Below are 21,839 nucleotides of genomic sequence, written 5' to 3'. Positions count from 1 at the left end.
CATGAACACTCAGGTCGAGGTGGCCCAGGCGTACCTGGATGCGTTGGTCAGTCACGATGGGAACGCGGTGCCCTTCGATCCCCGGGCCGTCCGCTACGAGGCGGGAATCAAGACGGCGTTCTCCGGAAACCATCTGCGGCGCAGTCTCTCCCGAGGTCCGCAGTTCCGTCTGATCCGCGCCGTTCGTGAGGTGGCGTGGTCGGTGGCCGGGGACGACGTCACAGCCGATTATCTTTTGGACGCCGGACTGTTCGGCCGAACTTTCGTGACCGTGCGGGTGATCGAGACCTTCCGCATACCGCAGAACGATCTCCGAATCCGCCGCATCGACGCGAAGATCCGGCGTCCCTGAAGACGTGGTGAACACCGCAGTCCGGCGTTCACCTGCCTCGATCGCCGCGACGGGCCGGAACTAGCCCAGCGTCTCGTGCGCCGCGGGAATGGATCCCAGGCGACCGGCCTGAAAGTCCTCGAACGCCTGCATTACCTCGGCCTTCGTGTTCATCACGAACGGTCCGGCCATGGCCACCGGCTCGCGGATCGGCTTGCCGCCGAGGACGAACACCTCCAGCGAGGAGGTACGCGAGTCCTGGGTGTCTGCCGCGGAGATGGTCAGGGTGTCGCCGCGCCCGAAGACGGCGGTCTGCCCCATCCGGAACGGCCTGCGCTCCGAACCGACCAGACCCTCACCGGCGAGGACGTACGCAAGGGCGTTGAATTCCGGATTCCACGGCAGCGTCAGGCTCGCCCCGGGGGCAACGGTCGCGTGAACCAGGCTGATCGGGGTGTATGTCGAGCCGGGGCCGGAGTGTCCGTCCACCTCGCCCGCGATGACCCGCACCAGGGCGCCGCCGTCGGGGGAGGACAGCAGGGCCACCTTCTGCCCGGTGATGTCCTGGTAGCGGGGTGCGGCCATCTTGTTGTCGCGGGGCAGGTTCACCCACAATTGGACGCCGTGGAATAGCCCACCGCTCATGACCAGGTGCTCGGGCGGGGTCTCGATGTGGAGGATGCCTCCACCGGCCGTCATCCATTGCGTGTCGCCGCCGCCGATGGTGCCGCCGCCGCCGTTGGAGTCCTGGTGTTCCATGATTCCGTCGATCATGTAGGTCACGGTCTCGAACCCGCGATGCGGGTGCCACGGCGTTCCCTTGGGCTCGCCGGGCGCGTAGTTCACCTCACCCATCTGGTCCATGTGGATGAAGGGGTCGAGCGCGGCCAGATCGATGCCGGCGAAGGCGCGGCGAACGGGGAAGCCCTCGCCCTCGTACCCGACCGGAGCCGTGGTCAGGGAGCGGACCGGCCGGTCGACGGCGTTTGGGGTAGCGGCGTCTATACGCGGCAGGGCAAGGATGTTGTCGACAGTCACGGCAGGCATCGGGTATCTCCTCGAACTCGTGTAATTGATTCTTCAACTACCTTACGAGGTGTAACACCGGAGCTGTGCAGGTATTCCCGCTTAGGCGGCTCCGCCGCCCGTGCGCCTTTCTGGTAGCTGGAGCAACCAGAAAGGCGCACGGGCGCGAAGCGCCCTCAGTTGAGGACGCCCTCGTGGTCGGGGCAGTACCGGGTGATCGCACCGATGATGTAGTAGTAGACGCCGTCGGCGGTGAGCATGGGCGTCCACTCCTCGCGCACCCGGTCGAGGGGTTTGCCGGCGTCGAGGGCGGTGCAGATTTCGCCGGCCTGGTGCACCGCGGTCTCGTCGTTGGTGACGTTCTGATTCATCGACCTCAGGTAGGTCAGGTAATCGGCGGCGGCGGCGGGGTCGTCGGCGACTGCGAAGATGCGCTTCCCCGGTGCGGAGGCGGCGGTGGTCCTGGCAGCGGCGGAGGTCGTGCTCGACTCCGGTGCCGCGGAATCGGCGCTGTCCCCACCGCAGGCGGCCAGGAATGTCGCGGAGCAGAGGGTGAGGGCGGTCAGAGCAAGAGTGCGGCGCATGTGGTGACGGAGTCCTTTCGAGGCTGGTGCGGCGACGATCGTATCGCCCGTGGGGCGAGAGCACGCGGTGTGTGTTCGCGGCGTTCGCCTGTTCGCCCGAGTGCCCGGCAGGTAGTGTTGCCCTCTCCAGTTGGAGTGGTTCGAGGAGGTGAGACCCGTGTTCGTCAGTTCAGTCCGGGTGCTCTCACCCCGCGACCGCGCGGTGGTGCCGACCTAAGGTGGCCGAGAGAGCGCCCATCGGCAATCCGAAAGGCACTCTCATGTCAGTTTCCGTCGAAGATGCTCTCGTTCATGAATTGCGCTCTGCCGGCTGCATTTTCGCCGAAGATGAAGCACGGTTGATCCTCGCGGCCGCGAGTGATCGGACGAACCTCGTGTCGATGGTCCAGCGGCGCGTTTCCGGTGTGCCACTGGAACACGTGCTCGGCTGGGCAGAGTTCTGCGGTCTGCGAATAGCGGTCGACGCCGAGGTTTTCGTGCCTCGCCGGCGTACCGAATTCCTCGTCGACCGGGCGGCGGCTTTGATGCGTGAAGGCGCTGTCGTGGTCGACCTGTGCTGTGGGTCGGGAGCGGTCGGGGTTGCGCTCGCCGCCCTCATCGACTCCCCCGAGTTGTATGCGGTCGATATCGACCCCGCCGCGGTCTGCTGCGCTCGTCGTAACATGCCCGCGGAGCGCGTGTTCGAGGGCGACCTCTACGACCCGTTGCCTGCTTCCTTGCGCGGACAGGTCCATGTTCTGGTGGCCAACGCCCCGTATGTGCCGACCGAGGCGATTCGGTTGATGCCCCCCGAGGCGCGACTGCACGAGCCGCGTGTGTCACTCGACGGTGGTGCCGACGGCCTGCACATTCAGCGGCGAGTGGCGGCCGGGGCGCAGCACTGGCTCGCCCCCGGCGGTCACCTTCTGATCGAAACAAGTGAGAGCCAGGCAACGCGGACAGTCCAGGCCTTCACCGACGCGGGGTTGAGCGCGCGAGTCGAGTCCTCCGCCGAGCTCGGCGCCACCGTCGTCGTCGGAACGCGGGCGTGAGCGCCTCGACACAATGCTGGACCGACCTCGCGGGGCGCAGCTGCGTTCTGCTCTCCCGAGGCCGGAGTTTTCGTTAGGGTCTCGAGATGGGTCGTGGCACAGGAGTCGGCATCGGAATCCGGGCAACGCTGGCGGCAGCACTCTGCGCCGGCATGGTGGCGGCGTGTTCGTCGGACGAGGCGCCACCGAGCGACCCCGCGGCCACCTGTGCCGATGTTCCCAACGGCACGACGGTCGCAGCGCCGCCCGCCGGGCAAGCTCCGCCGCCGGCAGGCACGCCGCCGACCACTCAGAACCTCGCGACCAATCCGGAGATCGCGACGGTCTACCGCTCCGGGATGGTGCCCGTCGACACCGCGTCGTATGCGGTGTCGACCGCCAACCCGATTTCGACACAAGCGGCTTGCGACGTTCTGCGCGAAGGGGGAACCGCGGCCGACGCGTTGATCGTCGCGCAAACGGTGCTCGGCATCGTCGAACCGCAGTCGTCGGGAATCGGTGGTGGTGCTTTCCTCCTCTACTACGACGCGGAGAAGAACAGTGTCGAGGCGTACGACGGACGCGAGGTCGCACCGATGGCGGCGACGGAGAATTATCTCCGCTGGATCAGCGACACGGACCGCACCGAACCGAAGCCCGACGCGCGTGCGAGTGGACGGTCGATCGGAGTGCCCGGCGTCGTCCGGATGCTCGAGCTGGCACATCGCGAACATGGCAGGAATGAGTGGCGGGAACTGTTCGATCCCGCAGTCTTCCTGGCGGATCAGGGTTTCGAGATCAGCCCCCGCATGGCCGGGCAGATCGCCGCGTCGGCTCCCGACCTGGCAATCGACGAGGCGTCGAAGGCGTACTTTCTGAACCCGGACGGCAGCCCCAAGGCGGCGGGCACCAAGCTGACCAATCCCGCGATGGCCAAAACGCTCGGGGCCATCGCTTCGGGCGGAGCCGATGCCTTCTACACCGGCGCGATCGCCCAGAGCATCGTCGACTCCACGGCGACGACCTCGGGAGGACGGACCCCGGGGCAGATCACGCTCGACGACCTCGCGAACTACCAGGCGAAGAAGCGCACGGCCCTGTGTACGCCGTACCGTGACCACGAAGTCTGCGGTATGCCGAACCCGTCGTCCGGGGGAACGGCGGTGGCGGCGACCCTCGGCATTCTGGAGAACTTCGACCTGTCCGCCGTGGGGCCGACGAACCTCGACGCCAATGGTGGAAAACCGACCGCGGAGGCCGTGCATCTCATCGCCGAGGCGGAGCGGTTGGCGTATGCGGACCGGGACAAGTACGTGGCCGACTCGGATTTCGTTCCGCTGCCCGGTAATTCGGTGGACACCCTGCTGAACGACGACTACCTGAAGCAACGTGCCGACCTCATCGATCCCGGCAAGAGCATGGGCACCGCGAAGCCGGGTGACTTCGGTCCGGTGCCGCTCGGGGTGCAGCCGCAGGACAAGGAGCACGGGACCAGTCATATTTCGATCGCGGACAAGTACGGCAACGTCGCGTCGATGACCACCACGGTGGAGTCGGCGTTCGGAGCTTTCCACATGACCGAAGGTTTCGTGCTCAACAACCAGCTCACCGATTTCTCGGCGCAGCCCGTCGGTCCGGATGGTACGCCGCTGGCCAACCGGGTGGAGCCGGGGAAGCGGCCCCGCAGTTCGATGGCCCCGACACTGGTCTTCGGTCTCGGCGAGGACGGCGCGCGAGGTGACCTCGAATTCGTGACGGGCTCACCCGGTGGCTCGGTCATCATCCAGTTCGTCGTGAAAACACTGGTGGGCATGCTCGATTGGGGTATGAACCCGCAGCAGGCTGTCTCGGGCGTCGACTTCGGCGCCGCCAACACCCCGGTGACCGGGGTGGGCGGTGAACATCCGAACATCAATGCTGCCCGGGACGGCGCCGATGACCCGCTGATCGCCCAGTTGCGGGCGATGGGCCACCAGGTCTCGGTTGCTCCGCAGTCGAGCGGGCTCAGTGCACTGCAACGCGTCGACTCCGGGTGGGTCGGCGGCGCCGATCCCCGACGCGAGGGTGCAGTGATGGGTGACGGTACCGGCTAGCTCACGTCACGCCTGTTCGGCGAGTGGCGCAACTTTGGTTCCGAGGAGTTCGATGGCGCGCATCACCTTGTCGTGCGGCAACGGCCCGACGCTGGGGTGCAGCATGAACCGCTCGATGCCGAGGGTCTCGCGCATGTCGACGATCTTCTCCGCCACCTGCTCGGGGTTCCCGAGGACCAGTGAGCCGCCGGGGCCCTGCATGGCGTCGAAGGACTGGCGATCCATCGGCGCCCACCCGCGTTCGCGACCGAGTCCGGTCATGGCCGCAGCATAGGACGGGTAGAAGTCGTCGGCGGCTTGCTCGGCCGTGTCGGCGACATAACCGTGGGCGTGGACGGCGATCGGCTGCGGTTCGTGACCGCCCTCCGAGACCGCACGCCTGTGGAGGTCGGCGAGCGGGGCAAAGCGTGCCGGGCGGCCTCCGATGATCGCGAGCGCCATCGGGAGACCGAGCAGCCCGGCACGGACCACGGACTCCGGGTTGCCGCCGACTCCGACCCACACAGGCAGGGGACGCTCGGGCCTCGGGTACACCGGCTGATCGGTCAAGGCCGGCCGGAATCGTCCTGACCACGACACCGATTCGGAGTCGCGGAGTGCGAGGAGCAGCCCGAGCTTCTCGACGAACAGGTCGTCGTAGTCGGCGAGGTCGTACCCGAACAAGGGGAACGATTCGGTGAAGGATCCGCGACCGGCCATTACCTCGGCGCGACCGTCGGAGATGAGGTCGAGGGTGGCGAACTCCTCGAACACCCGCACCGGGTCATCGGAGCTGAGCACGGTGACCGCGCTGGTCAACGCGATGCGGGAAGTTTTCGCTGCTGCGGCGGCGAGTACGACGGCGGGCGCGGACGCGGCGAAGTCGGCTCGGTGGTGCTCCCCGACGCCGTAGACGTCGAGACCGACCTGCTCGGCGAGCACGACCTCCTCGAGCAGGTTCTTCAGGCGCTGCCGTGGTGAGACGGTTCCGGTCTCACCGGGGCCGACCTCGGCGAATGTCGTCAACCCGAGTTCCATGGCTGCACTCCTTCTAGATAGTTGAACTATCAATCAGTGTGGTAACCGTGGAAGCCTGCTGGATATTCCGACGTTGGTTCGGATCGGCGCGCTCGGGGAATACCGACACCATGGCGACTTATCGAGTAATCGACCCCAAAGGTGACGTGGTAGAGACCCGAGAAATCGACGCAGCCGACGACGCGCACGCGTGGTTCGTCGATGTCCGGGCCGACAACAGCGAACTCGGGTGGCGGATGGAAGTCGAGCACGACGGCGAATGGTCGTTCTTCGATGACACCGAGGGCGTATCGAAGCAGTAGAGACCCCACCGTGCTCGCCAGCAGCCCAAGGAAATTGGGCGTCGAGGAAGAATTTCACCTCATCGACTTGAAGACCCGGCGCCTGACGACCCGTGCGCCGGAACTGCTGGCGCGACTGCCCGACGACGCCTACGTCGACGAGCTGCAGCGGTGTGTGGTGGAGGTCAACAGTGGTGTGTTCACCGACCTCGCCGACCTCAGGTCCGACCTGGCCTGGCACCGCTCGCTGCTCGTCGACGCGGCCGAGGGGCTCGGTGTCGGGGTGGCGGCCGCCGGATCGATGCCACTCGCCCTTCCGACGGAGATGCAGGTGACAGGGTCACTGCGCTACCAGCGCATGCTGGCCGACTATCAGATGCTCGCCCGCGAACAACTGATTTGCGGCACCCAGGTGCATGTCGATGTGCCCGACCGGGACGAGGCCGTCCAGGTGGCCAACCGCATCGCTCCCTACCTGCCGGTTTTCCTGGCGCTCAGTGTGAGTTCCCCGTTCCGGGCCGACGGTTCGGACACCGGTTACGCGAGCGCGCGGACCCTGCTGTGGTTGCGGTGGCCGAGTACCGGTCCGGCGGCGCCCGTCTCCTCGGCCGCCGAGTACGACACCCTGATCGACGACCTGGTGTCGAGCGGCGTGATCAGCGACCCCGGCATGGCGTACTTCGACATCCGTCCCTCGGCCAAGCTTCCGACGCTGGAACTGCGGGTGTGTGACAGCTGCCCGCGACTCGACACAGTCATCCTTGTTGCGGCCCTCTTCCGCGCCCTCGTCGAACGGGAGGTCCAAGGTCTGCGGGCCGGCGACAAGGGTCTGAAGATCGTCTCGACGATGACTCGGGCGGCGCTCTGGCGGGCTGCGCGTTCCGGTCTGGAAGCGGACTTGGTAGACGTCACGGTTCCACGCTCGCGGCCCGCTGCGGACATCGTCGAGGACTTCGTGCGCTCCTTGAGGCCCCAGCTCGAGGAGACAGGTGACTGGGACACCGTCCTCGAACTGTCTACCGCCGCCCTCGCGACGGGAAGCTCGGCTGCGCGTCAGCGTCAAGCATTCCAACGACGGAATCGGTTGACCGACGTCGTCGACCAGCTTCTCGCCGAGACGGCCGACCGGGTGTCACCGCTTCCCGAGGGCGAAACCCTGGTGCCGAGCGTGCACGCGGGACGCTCGCACTCGAGCGTGGCGACCCGCCCGCGGAGGCACTGGGCCGCGCGATTCGCCCGGCGTGACAGCGAATCCGAGCTGACCTGGACCGGGTCGGGAGAACTCGACGGACAGCAGCTGCTCGCGTGGCGTAGAGATCTCCACGCCCATCCCGAGCTGTCGTTCGAGGAGCGACGAACCACTCGGGTCGTGCGCGATCACCTCGAGAGTCTCGGTGTGGAGCCCGTCCTCATGCCCGGTGGAACCGGACTGTGGTGCGATATCGGACCCGAGACGGAACACTGCATCGCCCTGCGCGCCGATCTGGATGCCTTGCCGATCACCGAGGCGACCGGTCTCGAATTCCAATCCACGGTGCCCGGGGTTTCACACGCCTGCGGCCACGACGCGCACACCGCAATGCTGATGGGCGCCGCCGCCGTCCTCGTCAAGTACCCACCGACGTGCCGTGTGCGATTGATCTTCCAGCCGGGGGAGGAAACCACACCAGGCGGTTCGGTCGACACGATCGCCGCCGGCGCACTGGAGGGTGTCTCCAAGATCTACGCCCTGCACTGCGACCCCAACCTCGAAGTCGGGAAGCTCGCCACCCGGAGCGGTCCCATCACCTCGTCGAACGCATCGGTGACCGTGCGCCTCTGGTCGCAGGGTGGACACACCGCGCGCCCGCACCTGACGGGCGATCTCATCCACGCCGGTGCGGTACTCATCACCGGGCTGGCCTCTGTGCTCGACCGCCGCATCGACGCCCGTACAGCGACGGTCCTCACCTGGGGGAAGGTCTCCGCCGGTCAGGTGGGCAATTCCGTGCCGGAGTCGGGGGAACTCGTCGGGACCCTCCGCAGTGCGTCCCACGAAACCTGGGCCAACCTCGAGCCCCTGGTCACCGACACGATCGGGGAACTACTCGCTCCCTACCACGTGCGCTACGAGCTCTCCTACCTGCAAGGCGTGCCACCCGTGGTCAACGACCCCGACTGCACGGCGGATCTACGGGAAGCGATCGAGTCCGTGGTCGGGTTCGATCACCTCGCGGAAGCCGAGCAGTCGAGCGGCGGGGAGGACTTCGCGTGGTACCTCGAGCAGGTTCCCGGTGCGATGGCCCGCCTCGGCGTCTGGGACGGCGTCGGCGAACGTCATGAACTGCACCAGCCCGGTTTCCGGCTCGACGAACGCGCGATGATTCACGGTTTGCGCACGCTGGTGGCGCTCACACGGCTCGGCGATCAGACCGAGTGAGACCTACATCTGCGGCGGGTACGGCGGCATCGGGTCGGGTGGCTGGGGTCCGGGTGGTTGGGGTCCTGGCGGTTGCGGTCCGGGTCCGGGTTCGGGTGGCCGCTCGGGTTCGGGCGGACGTTCCGGTCCGGGCTCCGGCGGGAACGGATGAGGCGGCGTCGGAGTGGGCGGTATCGGCGGCTGCGGTTCCGGCTCGGGAGGTTCGGGCCCCGGTGGCACCGGTCCCGGGTCGCGGTTCAGGGGCTCGTCACGGTGGCTCGTCATCGCCTCGATCACTTTCCTGTCGGCTGATTGAGGAGTACCCCGATCGGGCATACCACAAGCGGCATGACATAGACCGGTGGTTGGGGAACAAAATCGGGAGCCGGTGCGTTGTCTAGCAACCATGCCCCGCAAGCGCGGGAATGTCCGGCAGGGGAGACCCGAGCCGAAGGGAGGAAGTCATGGCAACCGACTACGACGCACCACGGGTTACCGTCGACGACGAACTCGCGGAGGACTCGCTCGAAGAACTGAAGACGAGAAGGAACGAGTCGCAATCTTCCGTCGTCGACGTGGAAGAGGCCGACACCGCGGAGTCCTTCGAACTGCCCGGCGCAGACTTGTCCGGCGAGGAACTCACGGTACGGGTCGTTCCGAAACGGGCCGACGAATTCACCTGTAGTAGCTGCTTCCTGGTGCACCATCGTTCCCGACTCGCCTCGGACGAGGGTGGCCAGCTGATCTGCCGCGACTGCGCGTGAGACAGGTGAGTGCCGAAGTGCCGTACTTCGGCACTCACGTCCGTCGTTCGCGCGGGCACAGCGCCTACGGCTGATCGAACTGTCGCCGCTTGTGGTCACCGAACGGTTCGTCCCGTTCCCTAACAGCCTCGCGGAATCCCGCGGTGGCCGAACGCAACTGAAACGCGTATCCCTCACGGGTGTGCCGGGAGACGCCGTCGAACACGGTGCTGATCATGCCCGAATTGGCCACCCCCTGGGCGAGGAGAGCGCTGTTCAAGGCGAGCTTGACCATCATCAGCTGATTGATCGGCATCTGAGCGATCCGGCCGATGAGGTCCTCGGTGCGCTGGTCCAATTCCTCGGCGGGCGCAGACTCCACCGCCAGCCCCCACTCGGCTGCCTGCTTTCCGCTCAGGCAATCACCGGTCAGCAGTAATCGCTTGGCCCGTTGATCGCCGAGGCGGTGCGCCCACATCCCGGCGGCAGGCACCCCCCACACCCTGGTCGGGGGGTAGCCGATCTTCGTGTCGTCGGCCGCGATGATCTGGTCGCAGTAGAGGGCGATGTCGGTGCCGCCCGCCACGCAGAAGCCGTGCAATTTCGCGACGGTCGGTTTGTTCGAATGCAGCAGACTCGCGAACCCACGATTGAAACGGCTCATCATCGCGTAATCCGCCATCGGATCCCAGTGGCCGAACGGATTGTGATTGCGCGCCTGCACCATCGGATCGAGCACCGTGCCGGTGGTCCTGTCCGGTCCGTCTCCCGGATTGCCGCCGCTCTCGGCGAACACTCCGAGGTCGTATCCGCCGCAGAACCCCTTCCCTCGTCCAGACAGCAGGATGACGTGGACGCGGGGATCGAGGTCGGCCCGTTCGACGGTAGCGGCGAGCTCGAGCGGGGTGTCCGCGGTGATGGCATTGCCGTGCTCCGGCCGGTTGAAGGTGATCCGCGCAATCCGCCCGGTCACCTCGTAGGTGAGTGTGCGGTACTCGGTGTGGTCCTCGGCCTGTTCCCGGTCCGCGAACAGCGAATCGGCTCCCTCGTCCCAGCCTTCCCGCCACGCGCCGGGACGCATGCCGGCGTGGTTCTCGTAGTCGGTCACGACCCCACCTTGGGGGTGGCGCGGTCGATGATCGCCGCGGTGTCGATGCCCGTCGGGAGTGTCCCGAACACGGTGCCCCAGTCTCCGGACAACCTGCTGACGCAGAAGGCGTCGGCCACCGCCGGATGTCCGCGGCGGACGAGGAGTGAACCCTGCAGGGCGAGTGCCATGTCGCCGACGACCCGGCGGGCGCGGTGCTCGAGGCTGTCGAGGTCGCCGAAGCTCGACTTCAGCTCGGCGACCGCGGTATCGAGCCGGGAATCGACTCCGGCAGTGGAGTCGAGTTCGTCGAAGAACACCTGCAGCGACTCCGGTTGTTTCGCCATCGCCCGTAGGGTGTCGAGGGCGGCGACGTTGCCGGAGCCCTCCCACACCGACAACAGGGGCGCCTCCCGATAGAGCCGCGGCATCCGCGACTCCTCGACGTAACCGTTGCCGCCGAGGCATTCCAGGGCTTCCGCCGCATGGATCGGCCCGCGTTTGCAGACGAAGTATTTGCTCACCGACAGGGAAATCCGGCGCAGCATCGTCGCCTGTTCGTCACCGGCCGTCGCGCGGTCGGTGAGTGCGGCCAGCCACAGTGCGACCGTGGTGGACGCCTCCGACTCCACCGCCAGGTCAGCGAGCACATTTCGCATCAGGGGCTGATCGACCAGGTGGGCGCCGAACGCGCTGCGGTGCACGGCGTGGTGCGCTGCCTGCGCTGTGCCGACCCGCATGCCGGTGGCAGTCCCGATCGTGCAGTCGAGGCGGGTCATGTTGACCATCTCGATGATGGTCCGAACACCACGGCCTTCCTCACCGACGAGCCACGCCACGGCCTCGTCGTACTCCACCTCACTGCTCGCGTTCGAGTGGTTGCCGAGCTTGTCCTTGAGGCGCTGCAGGTGCATTCGGTTCCGGCCACCGTCCGGGAGGACGCGGGGAAGCAGGAAACACGACAGTCCGCCCGGGGCCTGCGCGAGGACCAGGAACAGGTCCGACATCGGCGCGGAGGTGAACCACTTGTGCCCGGTCAGCAGGTAGCTGCCGTCGGACTGTGGCACCGCGCGGGTGGTGCCCGCGCGGACGTCGGAGCCGCCCTGCTTCTCCGTCATCGACATTCCGGCGATCAGCCCGGCCTTGGTGAGGGGCGGACGCAACACCGGGTCGTAGACGCGGGAGGTGAGCAGGGGTTCGTATCGTGCGGCGAGTTCGGGGTTGTGACGCAACGCGGGAACGACGGCGTAGGTCATGGAGATCGGGCAGCCGTGCCCGGCGTCGACCTGTCCCCACACCGCCATCTTCGCCGCTCTGATCAGGTGAGCATGCGGATTCGGATCCGCCCACGGACTGCCGTGTAACCCCATCTCGACTGCGGTGGTCATCAGCCGGTGATACGACGGGTCGTACTCCACCTCGTCGATGCGGTGACCGTAACGATCGTGCGTCCGCAGCACGGGTGGGTGCGCTTCGGCGAGGTCGCCCCACCGCTGGGCTTCCTCGCTGCCCGCCAGCCGCCCGAGGTCGTGCAGTTCCTCGAGCGCGTCGTGTGCGCCCTCCCGTTGCAGCGCTTCGAGTATCGGCGGGTAGTAGGCCGCGTCGAAGTCGGTGAGGGGTGGCACCTGATTGAAAACCTCGTGCGTGGCGGTCATGTCGGGCTCCCGAGAGATCGAAGGGTGAAGGTGAGCAGGGCGGGGATGATGGCGGAGTCGCCGGCTCCGCGGGCCAGCGGCAGGATCAAGGCCTCACCGATGGCCCCGACGATGCAGGCTGCGGTCACCGACGCATCCTGATCCGGGATTTCCCCGGCCTCGACGGCGGCGGCGATGGCGACTGCCAGCGCATCGCGGAACGATTCACGGAACAGCAGTCGCTCCGTGTCCACCTGGGGGTCGACGGGTTCGACGAGCAGTGCGTAGGCGAGTGTCGGTGCGCGCAGGGCGCGTTCGGCGAAGGTGTGCACAGAGGCCGACACGGCTGCGACATAGCGCCCTTCGGTGGATTGCGCGGAGTTGCCGGCCTGGACCGCAGCGCTCACCTCGCGGCTGCACACGATTCGGAAGACCTCGGCGAACAGTTCGCCCTTGTTCGCGAAGTGGCGGTAGACGGTGCCGGTGCCCACTCCTGCCTCGGCTGCGACGGCCGAGATGGAGCACCCTGCGTAGCCGTGCCGGGCGATCAACCCGAGTGCGGAGTCGATCAGGGTGGTACGGAGGGCGTCCAGTCTTTCCTGAACGGCAGGAGTGCGCCGATAGGCCATATCAAAGAAGTGAACACCCGTTCCGTTCTTCCGTCAAGGGTGCTAACGTCGGCCGGACCAGCGAGGAAAGGCGCATCCGATGGCTTCCGACGTGGTACTCGTCCGACGGGACGGCCCGGTCACGACGATCAGTCTCAATCGGCCGGAAGTGCGCAACGCGGTAGACAGGCCCACCGCCGAGGCGCTCGCCGACGCCTTCTGCGAGTTCGACCGCGACGAAGACGCCTCCGTCGCAGTTCTGCACGGTGAGGGCGGGACGTTCTGCGCAGGGGCAGACCTGAAGGCGATCAGCGCAGGCCGGGGTAACCGGGTCGCCCCGGACGGAGACGCCCCGATGGGGGTGTCCCGCATGAGGCTGTCCAAGCCCGTCGTCGCCGCGGTCGCGGGTCATGCGGTGGCCGGTGGACTCGAATTGGCACTGTGGGCCGACCTGCGGGTCGCCGACGAGAACGCGATCTTCGGGGTCTACTGCCGTCGTTGGGGTGTCCCCCTGATCGACGGGGGGACCGTTCGCCTCCCGCGGCTCATCGGTGAGAGTCGCGCGATGGATCTGATTCTCACCGGCCGTTCCGTCGACGCCGACGAAGCCCTCCTGATCGGGCTGATCAACCGGAAGGTCCCGGCCGGTGACGCGCTTTCGGCGGCGCAGCAACTCGCCGCCGACATCGCTGCCTTCCCGCAGGTGTGCATGCGGCAAGACCGGCTGTCGGTCCTCGAACAGCACGGCCTGTCCGAGGAGATCGCGCTCCTGGCGGAACTACGCCACGGCGCAACCTCGTTGGCGAACGGAACAGTCGAGGGTGCGTCGCGGTTCGCCGCCGGTGCGGGGCGGCACGGATCGTTCGACACGCCCGACGCGGATCGCTCCTGACCGAGCCCGGTGACGATGACAGGTGCGTAGCATCGATTAACCGGGCTCGAAGGTGGGGTGCACGTGAACGACTGGGTAAAGGAGCAGTTCTTCCGGGCCGCACCGACCGAGACCGAGGAAACGTCGCGGCGCAGGATCCGACTGCGGCAGGTGGTGTGGTTCTCGTACCTGTCGGCGCTGGTGCTGGTGATCTGGTTCGTCGGCCTGCCCACCGATCGTCTTTATCAGGCCGCCTGGATCATCGCCGGGCTGATTGCCTTCACCATCGACCGCAGCTGGCGTGAACACCTGAAGGTACTGACCGATTGGCTCCCGCTCATTGCCGCGCTGGTGGTGTACGACCTCAGCCGGGGAGTCGCCGACGAACTCGGAATGCCCATCCGCGTCACGGAACTGGTCACCGCGGAGAGCTGGCTGTTCGGCGGCGCGATCCCGACGGTCTGGTTGCAGGACCAGCTGCTCGGGCCGCACGGTGTGCCGCCGTGGTGGACTCTGCTCACCGGCATCGTCTACACCAGTCATTTCCTCGTGCCGTGGCTGGTCGCGGCGGTCTTCTACGCGTACTCCCGGCCGATCTGGGCGAAATACATGAGGCGGGTGCTGGTGCTCTCGTACCTCGGGTTGACCACCTACATCCTGCTGCCGGCCGCGCCGCCGTGGTTTGCGGCCGAGGTGGGCGCGATCGATGATCCCGTGGGCCGTGTCGCCGGCTTCGGATTCGGCATCGTCCCGCTGGACGTGAGCACGCGGTGGCTGGAGGCACAAGGCAATCCGGTGGCGGCAATGCCCTCCCTGCATGCCGGTTTCGCTTTCCTGGTCGCGATCGCGTTGTGGCCGCTGACCACCAGGTGGTGGCTGCGTATTCCACTCGTGCTGTACCCACTGGCGATGGCGTTCGCGCTCGTCTACGGCGGCGAACACTATGTGGTGGACGTGCTCGCCGGCTGGGCCTGCGTCGGACTCGCCATCGTCCTGTGCAGGATGTGGGAGGGGCGGGCCGGACTGCGCGGGGAAGGGGAACGCACGGACGTCTCCCTCGCTGCGTGACCACCGTAGAAAACCGGCACGCGTACCGTCGGAAGAGATGCAACAGTACGTCCCTCGCCCCCCGTCCACCGTCGGCGACTGGAGTGATGCCCGACGGAAAATGCAGTTGCGCCGAACCCGCCCGGGACACTCGTGGCGCCGCTTCGGCCGCACCCGCCGAATGCTGATGTGGCTCGGACTGTCGATGGTGCCCGTGCTCATCGTCGGTGGGCAATATTGGGTCCAGGACGTGCAACCCGAGAGGGAGCGGCTGGCCCAGACCCTGCCCGCCGTCCACGAGGTCTACGAGGCGAAAGATCCGGCCGATCAGAAAACAGCAGTGGTCGACATGGTCGGGCTCGGCAACGTCGACGCCACGGATACGGCACGGTCGCTCGCGGCCTACACCGACCTCGGGCAGGTGTGGGCAGTGGAATATGACAACAGCGGTATCGACACCAAGGTGATCAGCGACCTGATCGTCGACCATGCTGCCGCCACGGGAACCGACAACATCATCCTGTCGGGGCACAGCATGGGTGGGGTGGTCGCGCTGGAGGTGGCTCAGCACATCTACGAGGACACCGACACCGTGTTGGCAGGGGTCGTTCTCGACTGCACGCCCGTCGATCTGCACGCCGTGCGGGGAGATGCGCGCGACGCCGGGGAGGACATGCTGCGGTGGATCGGCTGGTTGCCGGGCGCGCGGGAGAGCAGGAGCCTTCGCGTGCTCGTCGAAACAGCCGCCCGCAAGGACCGCTTCCTCGACAGCAACTCGTGGTACCCGCGCGTCGATCTGTCCGCTCTCGGCAGCGTCGTCGAGGAGGTCCTGCACGACAAGGTGTTCTCGGATGATGCCGCCAGTAACGGGTTGATCGAGTCCCAGTTCAAGGTAATTGTCGCCTCCGGTGCCATCGACAATTTGAAGTCGCTTGCCGTGGAGCGGGATGGGAAACCCCTGCCGGCAGTCGTTTTCGTTCGCCCGCGGGACGGTCGATTCGATCCCGTGGTCGACGTCGACTACACCCAACGCATACTCGTCGAGCAGTCCGGCGGCGTGGACGGCACGCTGCTCGTCGCGAAGCTGGATGGGATCGGGCACGCCAATCCCATCCAGCAACCGGCCGCCTACAACGCGGCTATCGAGAACCGAATCGCACCGTTCCTCCGGCCGCTCCTCCCGTCCCCACCCGTGCGTACTTATTAACCGCGGAATGTTAATAAGTACTCACAGGTGCGGAAGCGGCTTCCCAGTGCACACTGCGCCGCGACTGGTCCGAGATCGGCGGCGTGATCGACGTCGCGCAAGGTCGGTAGCAGGCGCACCGACGCGCCCGCGGCGATCAGCGCCTCGTAGGTCTGCCGACCGGTTTCGGAACTCGACGTCGGCACCGGGAGGATCGCCTCCGCGACCCCGGGGTCGGGTACGCCCAGAGCCCACCAGCCGCCGTCCTCGGCAGGCCCGAGCACACACGTCGGTGCCTCGTCGGCAAGTAGTGCGGCCGCATCGCCGAGCAGATGCGCGGTGACCTGCGGCGTGTCCATCCCGATCTGCAGAACCGGTGATTTGGTCATCGTGAAGGTGTCGGCGTGGGCATTGACCAGGCGTTCCCCAAAATTGCCGCCGCGCTGTTCGAGGACGGTGACGCCCTTCAGTGCTGCCGTGATCTCTCTGCTCCGCGTCGCCCGCGCGAGATCACCGGTCAGGGCCACGACACGATGGGCAACTCCGGTCGAGGTGACCGCGTCGAGAGTGTCCAGCAGTGACGCCGCCGCCAGATCTGCGGCCGCGCCGTTCCCGATCTCCCGGGCGAGGCGAGTCTTCGCGAACCCCGGCACCGGAACCTTCGCGACCACGAGAACGGCCACGCCGATGCTCACCGCATCACCCTCCAGAAGTCGTGGACGGCGCGCAGCGTCCCCTTGACCGACCCCGACACCTTCGACGACCCCGCGGTGCGCGGTCGGTAGGTGATGTCACATTCGGTGATCCGCCAGTGCGCGCGGCCGGCGAGAATGAGGAGCTGCAGTGGGTAACCCGAACGCCGGTCGCCGACACCGAGGTCGAGAAGGGCCTGCCGCCGAACCACTCTCATCGCACCGAGGTCGTGGATGGGGATACCGTAGCGGCGTCGGAGGCGGGCAGCGACGACGGCGTTGCCGATCCGGCTGTGCAGGGGCCAGGTGCTGCGTTCGACCGGGCGGCGGCGGCCGACGGCGAGATCCGCACCGGATTCCACGGCAGCGACGAGTGCGGGGAGCTCGCGGGGGTCCATCGAACCGTCGCCGTCGAGCACACACACCACCGGCGTCCGTGCGGCCTCCACGCCCGCGTGGACGGCGCTGCCGTACCCGGGCCTGGCCTCTGCCGCGACGGACGCACCGTGCGCCCGGGCGACGTCAGCGGTGCCGTCGGTGGAATTGTTGTCCACCACCAGCACTCGGTAGCCCGGCGGGATCCCGGCGAGTACACCCGGCAACGATCCCGCCTCGTTCATGCAGGGAATCACCACGGTGACGTCCGCGGGAGAGATGGTGACGCCCTCAGGCATGAGGAGAACCCATCGATCGGGCGTTGCGCAGCGGTGCGTGGGCAAAGGCGGTGAGTCCGTCGTGCGGCCGGATCCGGGCCCGGAATCCCAAGAACTGTTCGGCTCTTCGTGGATCGGCCACGATGTGCCGGACGTCGCCGGGGCGATATTTCCCGGTGACGACAGGCTCGGGCCCGCCGCAGGAACGTGCCAGTGTCGTGGCCACCTCACCGATCGTGATCGGCTGACCCGAACACACGTTGAACGCCGCAAATTCCGGTAACTCCGCGTCGAGTGCGGCAATGTTCGCCGCCGCGACATCCCGGACATGGACGAAGTCCCGTGTCTGCCGTCCGTCCTCGAACACCCGAGGTGGCTCGCCGTCGTCGAGAGACGACCGGAACATCGCCGCGACACCGGAATACGGTGTGTTGCGAGGCATTCCGTCGCCGTACACGTTGTGGTAGCGCAGCGCGGTGACGGATCCGCCCGTGGCCAGCGACCAGGCGAGTGCGTAATTCTCCTGAGCCACCTTGCCGGCGGCATAGAAGCTACGCGGACGCAGCGGCGCATCCTCGTCCACGAGGGCCCACTCGAGCGGCTCCCCGGTGTCGGGCTCGATGTGGTCGAACACTCCCGCGTCGAGATCGGTCCTACGGCGTGGTGCCGGTTCGACGTCATCGCCGCGCCGGTTGCGATAGCGCCCGACGCCGTACACCACCATCGACGACGCGACTATCATTCGGGTGCACTTGGTTGCGTACATCGCGGCCAGGAGTACTGCTGTTCCGAAGTCGTTGTGACTGGCGTATGCGGGGGTGTCGCTCGCGTCCACTCCTGCCCCCACGACAGCGGCCTGGTGGCACACCACGTCGATGCCGTTCAGCAGTCGGGTGATGGCTTCCTGGTCGCGGACATCGATGTGCCGAACACCGTCCGGAATGTCCGCGTCGGCGCCGTGCGCGGACGGCAGCAGTGCGTCCACCGCCACGACCTCGTGTCCCGCATCCTGCAGAGCCGTGAAGACGTGGCTGCCGATGAATCCTGCTGCGCCCGTGAGCAGCACTCGTCGAGAAGTCATGGCAGTTCGATGGGCAAGGTCGCGCCCTCGTGCACGCGACAGGTGTCGCACGGACCTTCCGGCGCCGCGGCGATCGCCTTGTGAACCAGTGATGTCAGGGAACCGAGGTTGCGTTCGAACTCCGCGAACACATCTACGGCGCGCACACCGTCCCCTGCATCGATCCCGGCGTCGAGGTCGGTGACCAGAGCGATGGTGGCGTAACACATCTCGAGCTCCCGGGCCAGAACGGCCTCAGGGTGTCCGGTCATGTTCACCAGTGACCAGCCCTGCCGTGCGAACCACTGGCTTTCCGCCCGGGTCGAGAAGCGTGGGCCCTCGACCACCACCAGCGTCCCGCCGTCTACCGTGCCGGTCCGCAGGGCCGCCTTGCGCAGGTCGGCGCAGTACGGATCGGCGAACTGCACGTGAATGCCGCCGCCATCGAAGTACGTCTGGGTGCGGCCACTGGTGCGGTCGACCAGCTGGTCCGGGATCACCAGCGTTCCGGGACCCCAGTCGGTGACGAGGCTCCCGGCGGCGCACGGTGCGAACACCCGCTGCACACCCAGTGTGCGCAGCGCCCACAGATTGGCGCGATACGGGATCGTGTGGGGAGCGAACTCGTGACGCCGACCGTGCCGCGGCAGGAAGGCAACGCGCCTGCCGTCCACTTCGCCTACCGTGATGGGGGCGCTCGGGCTGCCATAGGGGGTGACGAGCTCGACCTCCGCTGCTCCTTCGTCGAAAAAGGAATAGAAGCCACTCCCGCCGATGACGGCAACCTCCGCACGGGGGCGTTCGGTGGAACTCATTGCGGCCATAGAGACATCCTCCGTCGTTATGCTGGGCGCGAGTGCGACTTTCGCCGAAGGAGATGACGTCATCGGACCCGAGCAGCGAGCAGCGGGACGGCGCTTCGCGTACCGGGATCTGACGGCTGCCGGGCTCGCGCTGCTTCTCGTCGCCGCGGCGTTCGTCGTCCCGCGCCTGGGCAACGAGACGATGACAGCGATTGTTCACCGGGCGGCGGAGAGCGTGCGAGACTTCGCGGATGCCGCTCCGCTGTTCGGGTTCCGCGACGTGCACGTCGGCTGGGGGACCCCGGTCGCGATCGTGCTCGCGGTGGCGGTCACGGTGTGGGGTCCCGGCCTGGCCTCGCGGCTGTCGTGGCGGCACCTCACGCTGGGAGCGTGGCTCGTCTCCGCCGCATGGGCGATGTCGCTGGCGATGGTGGACGGCTGGCAGCGCGGGTTCGTTCGCAGATTGACGTCCGAGGACGAGTATCTGCACGAGGTTCCCCGGATCACCGACATCCCGACGACGCTGCGCGGCTTCACCGAACGGATTCTGGACAACCAACCGGAATCGTGGACCACCCACGTGTCGGGGCATCCGCCGGGTGCGCTCCTGACGTTCGTCTGGCTCGACCGGATCGGCCTCGGCGGCGGCACCTGGGCCTCGGCATTGTGTGTCGTGGTCGGGGCGAGCGCGGCCGCTGCCGTGATCGTCACCATCCGGGCGCTGGGCGACGAGTCGATGGCGCGGCGCGCGGCCCCATTCCTCGTGCTCGCGCCCACCGCGATCTGGGTGGCGGTGTCCGCGGACGCCTTGTTCGCGGGAGTGGTGGCGTGGGGGATCGCCTTGCTCGCCCTGTCCGCCCGTCGCGCGGTCCGGTGTCCGACCACAGCCGCGGTCGGTGGTGGCGTGCTGCTCGGATTCGGGATCTATCTCAGCTATGGCCTGGTTCTGATGGCATTGCCCGCGGTGGCCGTCCTGGTGATCGCCCGCACGGCGAGGCCGCTGGCCGGCGCCATGGTCGGTGCCCTTGCGGTGGCGGCAGTGTTCACTGCGTACGGCTTCTGGTGGTTCGACGGCTATGTGTTGGTGCAGGAACGCTACTACCAGGGCATCGCGTCGGATCGGCCGTTCCGGTACTGGGCATGGGCGAACTTCGCCTCCCTCGTGTGCGCCGTCGGAGTGGCGGTACCTGCGGCCCTCCCTCGGGTGTTCACGTGGCCGCGGCTGAAGGAGCTGTCCCCGGTCAACGTGCTGGTGGTCGCCGCCCTGCTTGCCGTGGTGATCGCGGACCTCAGCGCGCTGAGCAAAGCCGAAACCGAACGCATCTGGCTGCCGTTCGCGGTGTGGCTGCTCGCCGCTCCTGCGCTGTTGCCGCGGCCAAGTCACCGGTTCTGGCTTGCACTACAGGCTTTCGGCGCACTGGCCGTCAATCATCTGTTCTTCACGAACTGGTGACAGCCCGTGCGTACATATCCACCGCGGAGTGTTAACAAGTGCTCACGGGTGGGCGTGACGAATCTGGTCGCGGGGCTCGTCGTAGCGGATCGTTTCGAAACCTATCAGCGCGAGGAGGACCGCAGTGAGAATCCCCAGCGTCGCGAGGGCGGGAACGTGCCAGACGAGCGGGATCAGTGCGAGCAGGATGACCGCCGCCACCACCCGGGGCACCGTCACGGACCCGGTGGCGTACGCCTTGAACCACACCAGTGCGAGCAGATAGAGCCCGGCGCCACCGAACAGTGCGATCAGCGGCCAGCCGTACAGAGGATCTGTCAGCCGGTGATCGTTACCGTCGCCGACATACGACAGGATCTTCTTCAGTCCCAGCGACAGCATCACGACACCGATCACCATCGGAAGATGCAGGAAGCTGTAGCAGTTGCGGGCGATCCGGATCTGACGGGCACCTGTGGCTCGTTCGAACGCGTGCTCCACGGCCAGGGACGTCACGTCGAAATACGACCACCACAGCAGCCCCGACACCGCGAGGCCGAGCAGCGACGCCACGATGATGGCCCAGGAGATCGGGAGGTCCGCGACGCCGATGCCGATGGACACGATCGACTCACCCAGGGCGACGATGATGATGAGTCCGTGCCGCTCCGCGAAATGGGTGACCGATCGCAGCCGCCACCCGGTCCCCCCGATGAGGGTGCCGATGTAGTCACCGGCGAGGGCCAGGAACCACATCACGGTCTGTGCGTTTCCAGTGAGCTGGGAGGCGATCAAGAGGAAGGTCGTGCCGATCAACATGCTCGGCGTGAACCGGAGAACCTGGCCGCGCAGCTGCGGATCGTCGCGGCTGATCACCCAGAACATCAGCAGATGTAGGGACCGCACCACGAAGTAGCCGAGGGCGAAGACGACTGGGCCGTCCAGCCCACCGGCTAGATCGTCGAATGCTTCGGGGATGGTCAGCGCGGTGATGAAGACGCCACCCATCGCACCGAACATCACCACCCGCACGACTCCTTCGTCGGCGCGCACGAGGTTGCAGATCCACGCGTATCCCACCCAGCTCCACCACAGAACGGCGATCACCAGCGAGCCACGCAGCAGATTGACGCCCGTGGGGTCGTCTGCCATGAAACCGGTGACGCCCGTGATCGCAAAGACGAACACGAGGTCGAAGAACAGCTCGAGCGTCGAAACCGACTCGCGCTCCTGGACGAGGCGCGGACGCAGACGATGGGCGAAGGTCACGGATGAATGGTGCC

21 protein-coding genes are annotated in these 21,839 nt (G+C 67.0%); 10 read left to right on the top strand and 11 right to left on the bottom strand.

Annotated elements, in window-relative coordinates:
* Position 1: 1 nt before the first annotated feature.
* Complete coding sequence (locus L1080_RS22855) at positions 2-352, top strand: hypothetical protein (protein ID WP_250765293.1); 351 nt, start codon at positions 2-4, stop codon at positions 350-352.
* Between the two features lie 60 nt (positions 353-412).
* Here the strand turns inward: L1080_RS22855 and L1080_RS22850 are convergent, their stop codons facing one another.
* On the bottom strand, positions 413-1,378 hold the full coding sequence (locus tag L1080_RS22850) for a pirin family protein (protein ID WP_250765291.1): 966 nt from the start codon (positions 1,376-1,378) through the stop codon (positions 413-415).
* 155 nt (positions 1,379-1,533) lie between these two features.
* A complete protein-coding gene (locus L1080_RS22845) occupies positions 1,534-1,941 on the bottom strand; it encodes a DUF732 domain-containing protein (protein ID WP_250765280.1) in 408 nt (135 codons plus the stop codon).
* A 260-nt stretch (positions 1,942-2,201) separates the two neighbouring features.
* Here L1080_RS22845 and L1080_RS22840 point away from each other — a divergent pair, with 260 nt between their 5' ends.
* On the top strand, positions 2,202-2,972 hold the full coding sequence (locus L1080_RS22840; RefSeq protein WP_250765277.1) for a putative protein N(5)-glutamine methyltransferase: 771 nt from the start codon (positions 2,202-2,204) through the stop codon (positions 2,970-2,972).
* 86 nt (positions 2,973-3,058) lie between these two features.
* Positions 3,059-5,044 carry a gamma-glutamyltransferase gene (gene ggt, locus L1080_RS22835; protein WP_250765274.1) on the top strand — a complete coding sequence of 662 codons (1,986 nt, stop codon included), beginning with the start codon at positions 3,059-3,061 and terminating at the stop codon, positions 5,042-5,044.
* Between the two features lie 6 nt (positions 5,045-5,050).
* Here ggt and L1080_RS22830 read toward each other — a convergent pair whose 3' ends face one another.
* Positions 5,051-6,061, bottom strand: coding sequence for an LLM class flavin-dependent oxidoreductase (locus L1080_RS22830; protein ID WP_250765273.1), 1,011 nt, complete (start codon positions 6,059-6,061; stop codon positions 5,051-5,053).
* A gap of 110 nt (positions 6,062-6,171) precedes the next feature.
* Between L1080_RS22830 and L1080_RS22825 the strand changes: the two genes are divergently transcribed.
* The 3 genes from L1080_RS22825 (at position 6,172) to L1080_RS22815 (ending at position 9,504) form a co-directional block, all read left to right on the top strand.
* Positions 6,172-6,363, top strand: a complete 192-nt coding sequence (locus L1080_RS22825; RefSeq protein ID WP_109326290.1) for a hypothetical protein — start codon at positions 6,172-6,174, stop codon at positions 6,361-6,363.
* 10 nt (positions 6,364-6,373) lie between these two features.
* Positions 6,374-8,761 (top strand): glutamate--cysteine ligase, encoded by a 2,388-nt coding sequence (locus tag L1080_RS22820; RefSeq protein ID WP_250765271.1) that lies wholly within the window; start codon positions 6,374-6,376, stop codon positions 8,759-8,761.
* Between the two features lie 443 nt (positions 8,762-9,204).
* Complete coding sequence (locus tag L1080_RS22815; RefSeq protein WP_109326292.1) at positions 9,205-9,504, top strand: DUF4193 domain-containing protein; 300 nt, start codon at positions 9,205-9,207, stop codon at positions 9,502-9,504.
* 64 nt (positions 9,505-9,568) lie between these two features.
* Here the strand turns inward: L1080_RS22815 and L1080_RS22810 are convergent, their stop codons facing one another.
* Genes L1080_RS22810 through L1080_RS22800 form a run of 3 tightly spaced genes read right to left on the bottom strand, consistent with a single transcriptional unit; the run spans position 9,569 to position 12,833 of the window.
* The gene (locus tag L1080_RS22810) at positions 9,569-10,564 is read right to left on the bottom strand and encodes a crotonase/enoyl-CoA hydratase family protein (RefSeq protein WP_284707379.1); all 996 of its coding nucleotides are present in this window, start codon (positions 10,562-10,564) and stop codon (positions 9,569-9,571) included.
* A 23-nt stretch (positions 10,565-10,587) separates the two neighbouring features.
* A complete protein-coding gene (locus L1080_RS22805; RefSeq protein WP_250765269.1) occupies positions 10,588-12,225 on the bottom strand; it encodes an acyl-CoA dehydrogenase family protein in 1,638 nt (545 codons plus the stop codon).
* Positions 12,222-12,833, bottom strand: a complete 612-nt coding sequence (locus L1080_RS22800; RefSeq protein WP_159918938.1) for a TetR/AcrR family transcriptional regulator — start codon at positions 12,831-12,833, stop codon at positions 12,222-12,224. The genes L1080_RS22805 and L1080_RS22800 overlap by 4 nt, the downstream gene beginning before the upstream one ends.
* A gap of 79 nt (positions 12,834-12,912) precedes the next feature.
* On the opposite strand from L1080_RS22800, the gene L1080_RS22795 reads away from it, so the two are divergent.
* The 3 genes from L1080_RS22795 to L1080_RS22785 all read left to right on the top strand — a co-directional run bounded on the left by L1080_RS22795 (position 12,913) and on the right by L1080_RS22785 (position 15,937).
* Positions 12,913-13,704, top strand: a complete 792-nt coding sequence (locus L1080_RS22795) for a crotonase/enoyl-CoA hydratase family protein (RefSeq protein WP_250765267.1) — start codon at positions 12,913-12,915, stop codon at positions 13,702-13,704.
* A gap of 153 nt (positions 13,705-13,857) precedes the next feature.
* The gene (locus tag L1080_RS22790) at positions 13,858-14,751 is read left to right on the top strand and encodes a phosphatase PAP2 family protein (protein ID WP_159926827.1); all 894 of its coding nucleotides are present in this window, start codon (positions 13,858-13,860) and stop codon (positions 14,749-14,751) included.
* A 37-nt stretch (positions 14,752-14,788) separates the two neighbouring features.
* Positions 14,789-15,937, top strand: a complete 1,149-nt coding sequence (locus L1080_RS22785) for an alpha/beta fold hydrolase (protein ID WP_250765265.1) — start codon at positions 14,789-14,791, stop codon at positions 15,935-15,937.
* On the opposite strand, the gene L1080_RS22780 is transcribed toward L1080_RS22785, so the two are convergent.
* From L1080_RS22780 to L1080_RS22765, 4 genes are read right to left on the bottom strand one after another with little or no spacing between them, the layout of a single operon-like run.
* Positions 15,934-16,611, bottom strand: a complete 678-nt coding sequence (locus tag L1080_RS22780; protein ID WP_250765263.1) for a TIGR04282 family arsenosugar biosynthesis glycosyltransferase — start codon at positions 16,609-16,611, stop codon at positions 15,934-15,936. The two genes, L1080_RS22785 and L1080_RS22780, sit on opposite strands and share 4 nt — an antisense overlap.
* Positions 16,608-17,282 carry a glycosyltransferase family 2 protein gene (locus tag L1080_RS22775; protein ID WP_250765260.1) on the bottom strand — a complete coding sequence of 225 codons (675 nt, stop codon included), beginning with the start codon at positions 17,280-17,282 and terminating at the stop codon, positions 16,608-16,610. Before L1080_RS22775 ends, L1080_RS22780 begins: the two co-directional genes overlap by 4 nt.
* On the bottom strand, positions 17,275-18,342 hold the full coding sequence (locus tag L1080_RS22770; protein ID WP_250765257.1) for an NAD-dependent epimerase/dehydratase family protein: 1,068 nt from the start codon (positions 18,340-18,342) through the stop codon (positions 17,275-17,277). The genes L1080_RS22775 and L1080_RS22770 overlap by 8 nt, the downstream gene beginning before the upstream one ends.
* Positions 18,339-19,145 (bottom strand): S-methyl-5'-thioadenosine phosphorylase, encoded by an 807-nt coding sequence (locus L1080_RS22765; RefSeq protein WP_250765254.1) that lies wholly within the window; start codon positions 19,143-19,145, stop codon positions 18,339-18,341. The genes L1080_RS22770 and L1080_RS22765 overlap by 4 nt, the downstream gene beginning before the upstream one ends.
* Before the next feature lie 19 nt (positions 19,146-19,164).
* On the opposite strand from L1080_RS22765, the gene L1080_RS22760 reads away from it, so the two are divergent.
* Positions 19,165-20,577, top strand: a complete 1,413-nt coding sequence (locus L1080_RS22760) for a hypothetical protein (protein WP_250765250.1) — start codon at positions 19,165-19,167, stop codon at positions 20,575-20,577.
* 42 nt (positions 20,578-20,619) lie between these two features.
* Here L1080_RS22760 and L1080_RS22755 read toward each other — a convergent pair whose 3' ends face one another.
* Positions 20,620-21,825 (bottom strand): low temperature requirement protein A, encoded by a 1,206-nt coding sequence (locus L1080_RS22755; protein WP_159918946.1) that lies wholly within the window; start codon positions 21,823-21,825, stop codon positions 20,620-20,622.
* Between the last annotated feature and the right edge of the window lie 14 nt (positions 21,826-21,839).

The sequence above is a fragment of the Rhodococcus sp. MSC1_016 genome, from assembly GCF_023667485.2.
Lineage (GTDB): Bacteria > Actinomycetota > Actinomycetes > Mycobacteriales > Mycobacteriaceae > Rhodococcus_F > Rhodococcus_F oxybenzonivorans.
The sequence above is the reverse complement of the archived record's forward strand: the minus strand, read 5'-3'. Positions and strand labels throughout refer to the sequence as shown.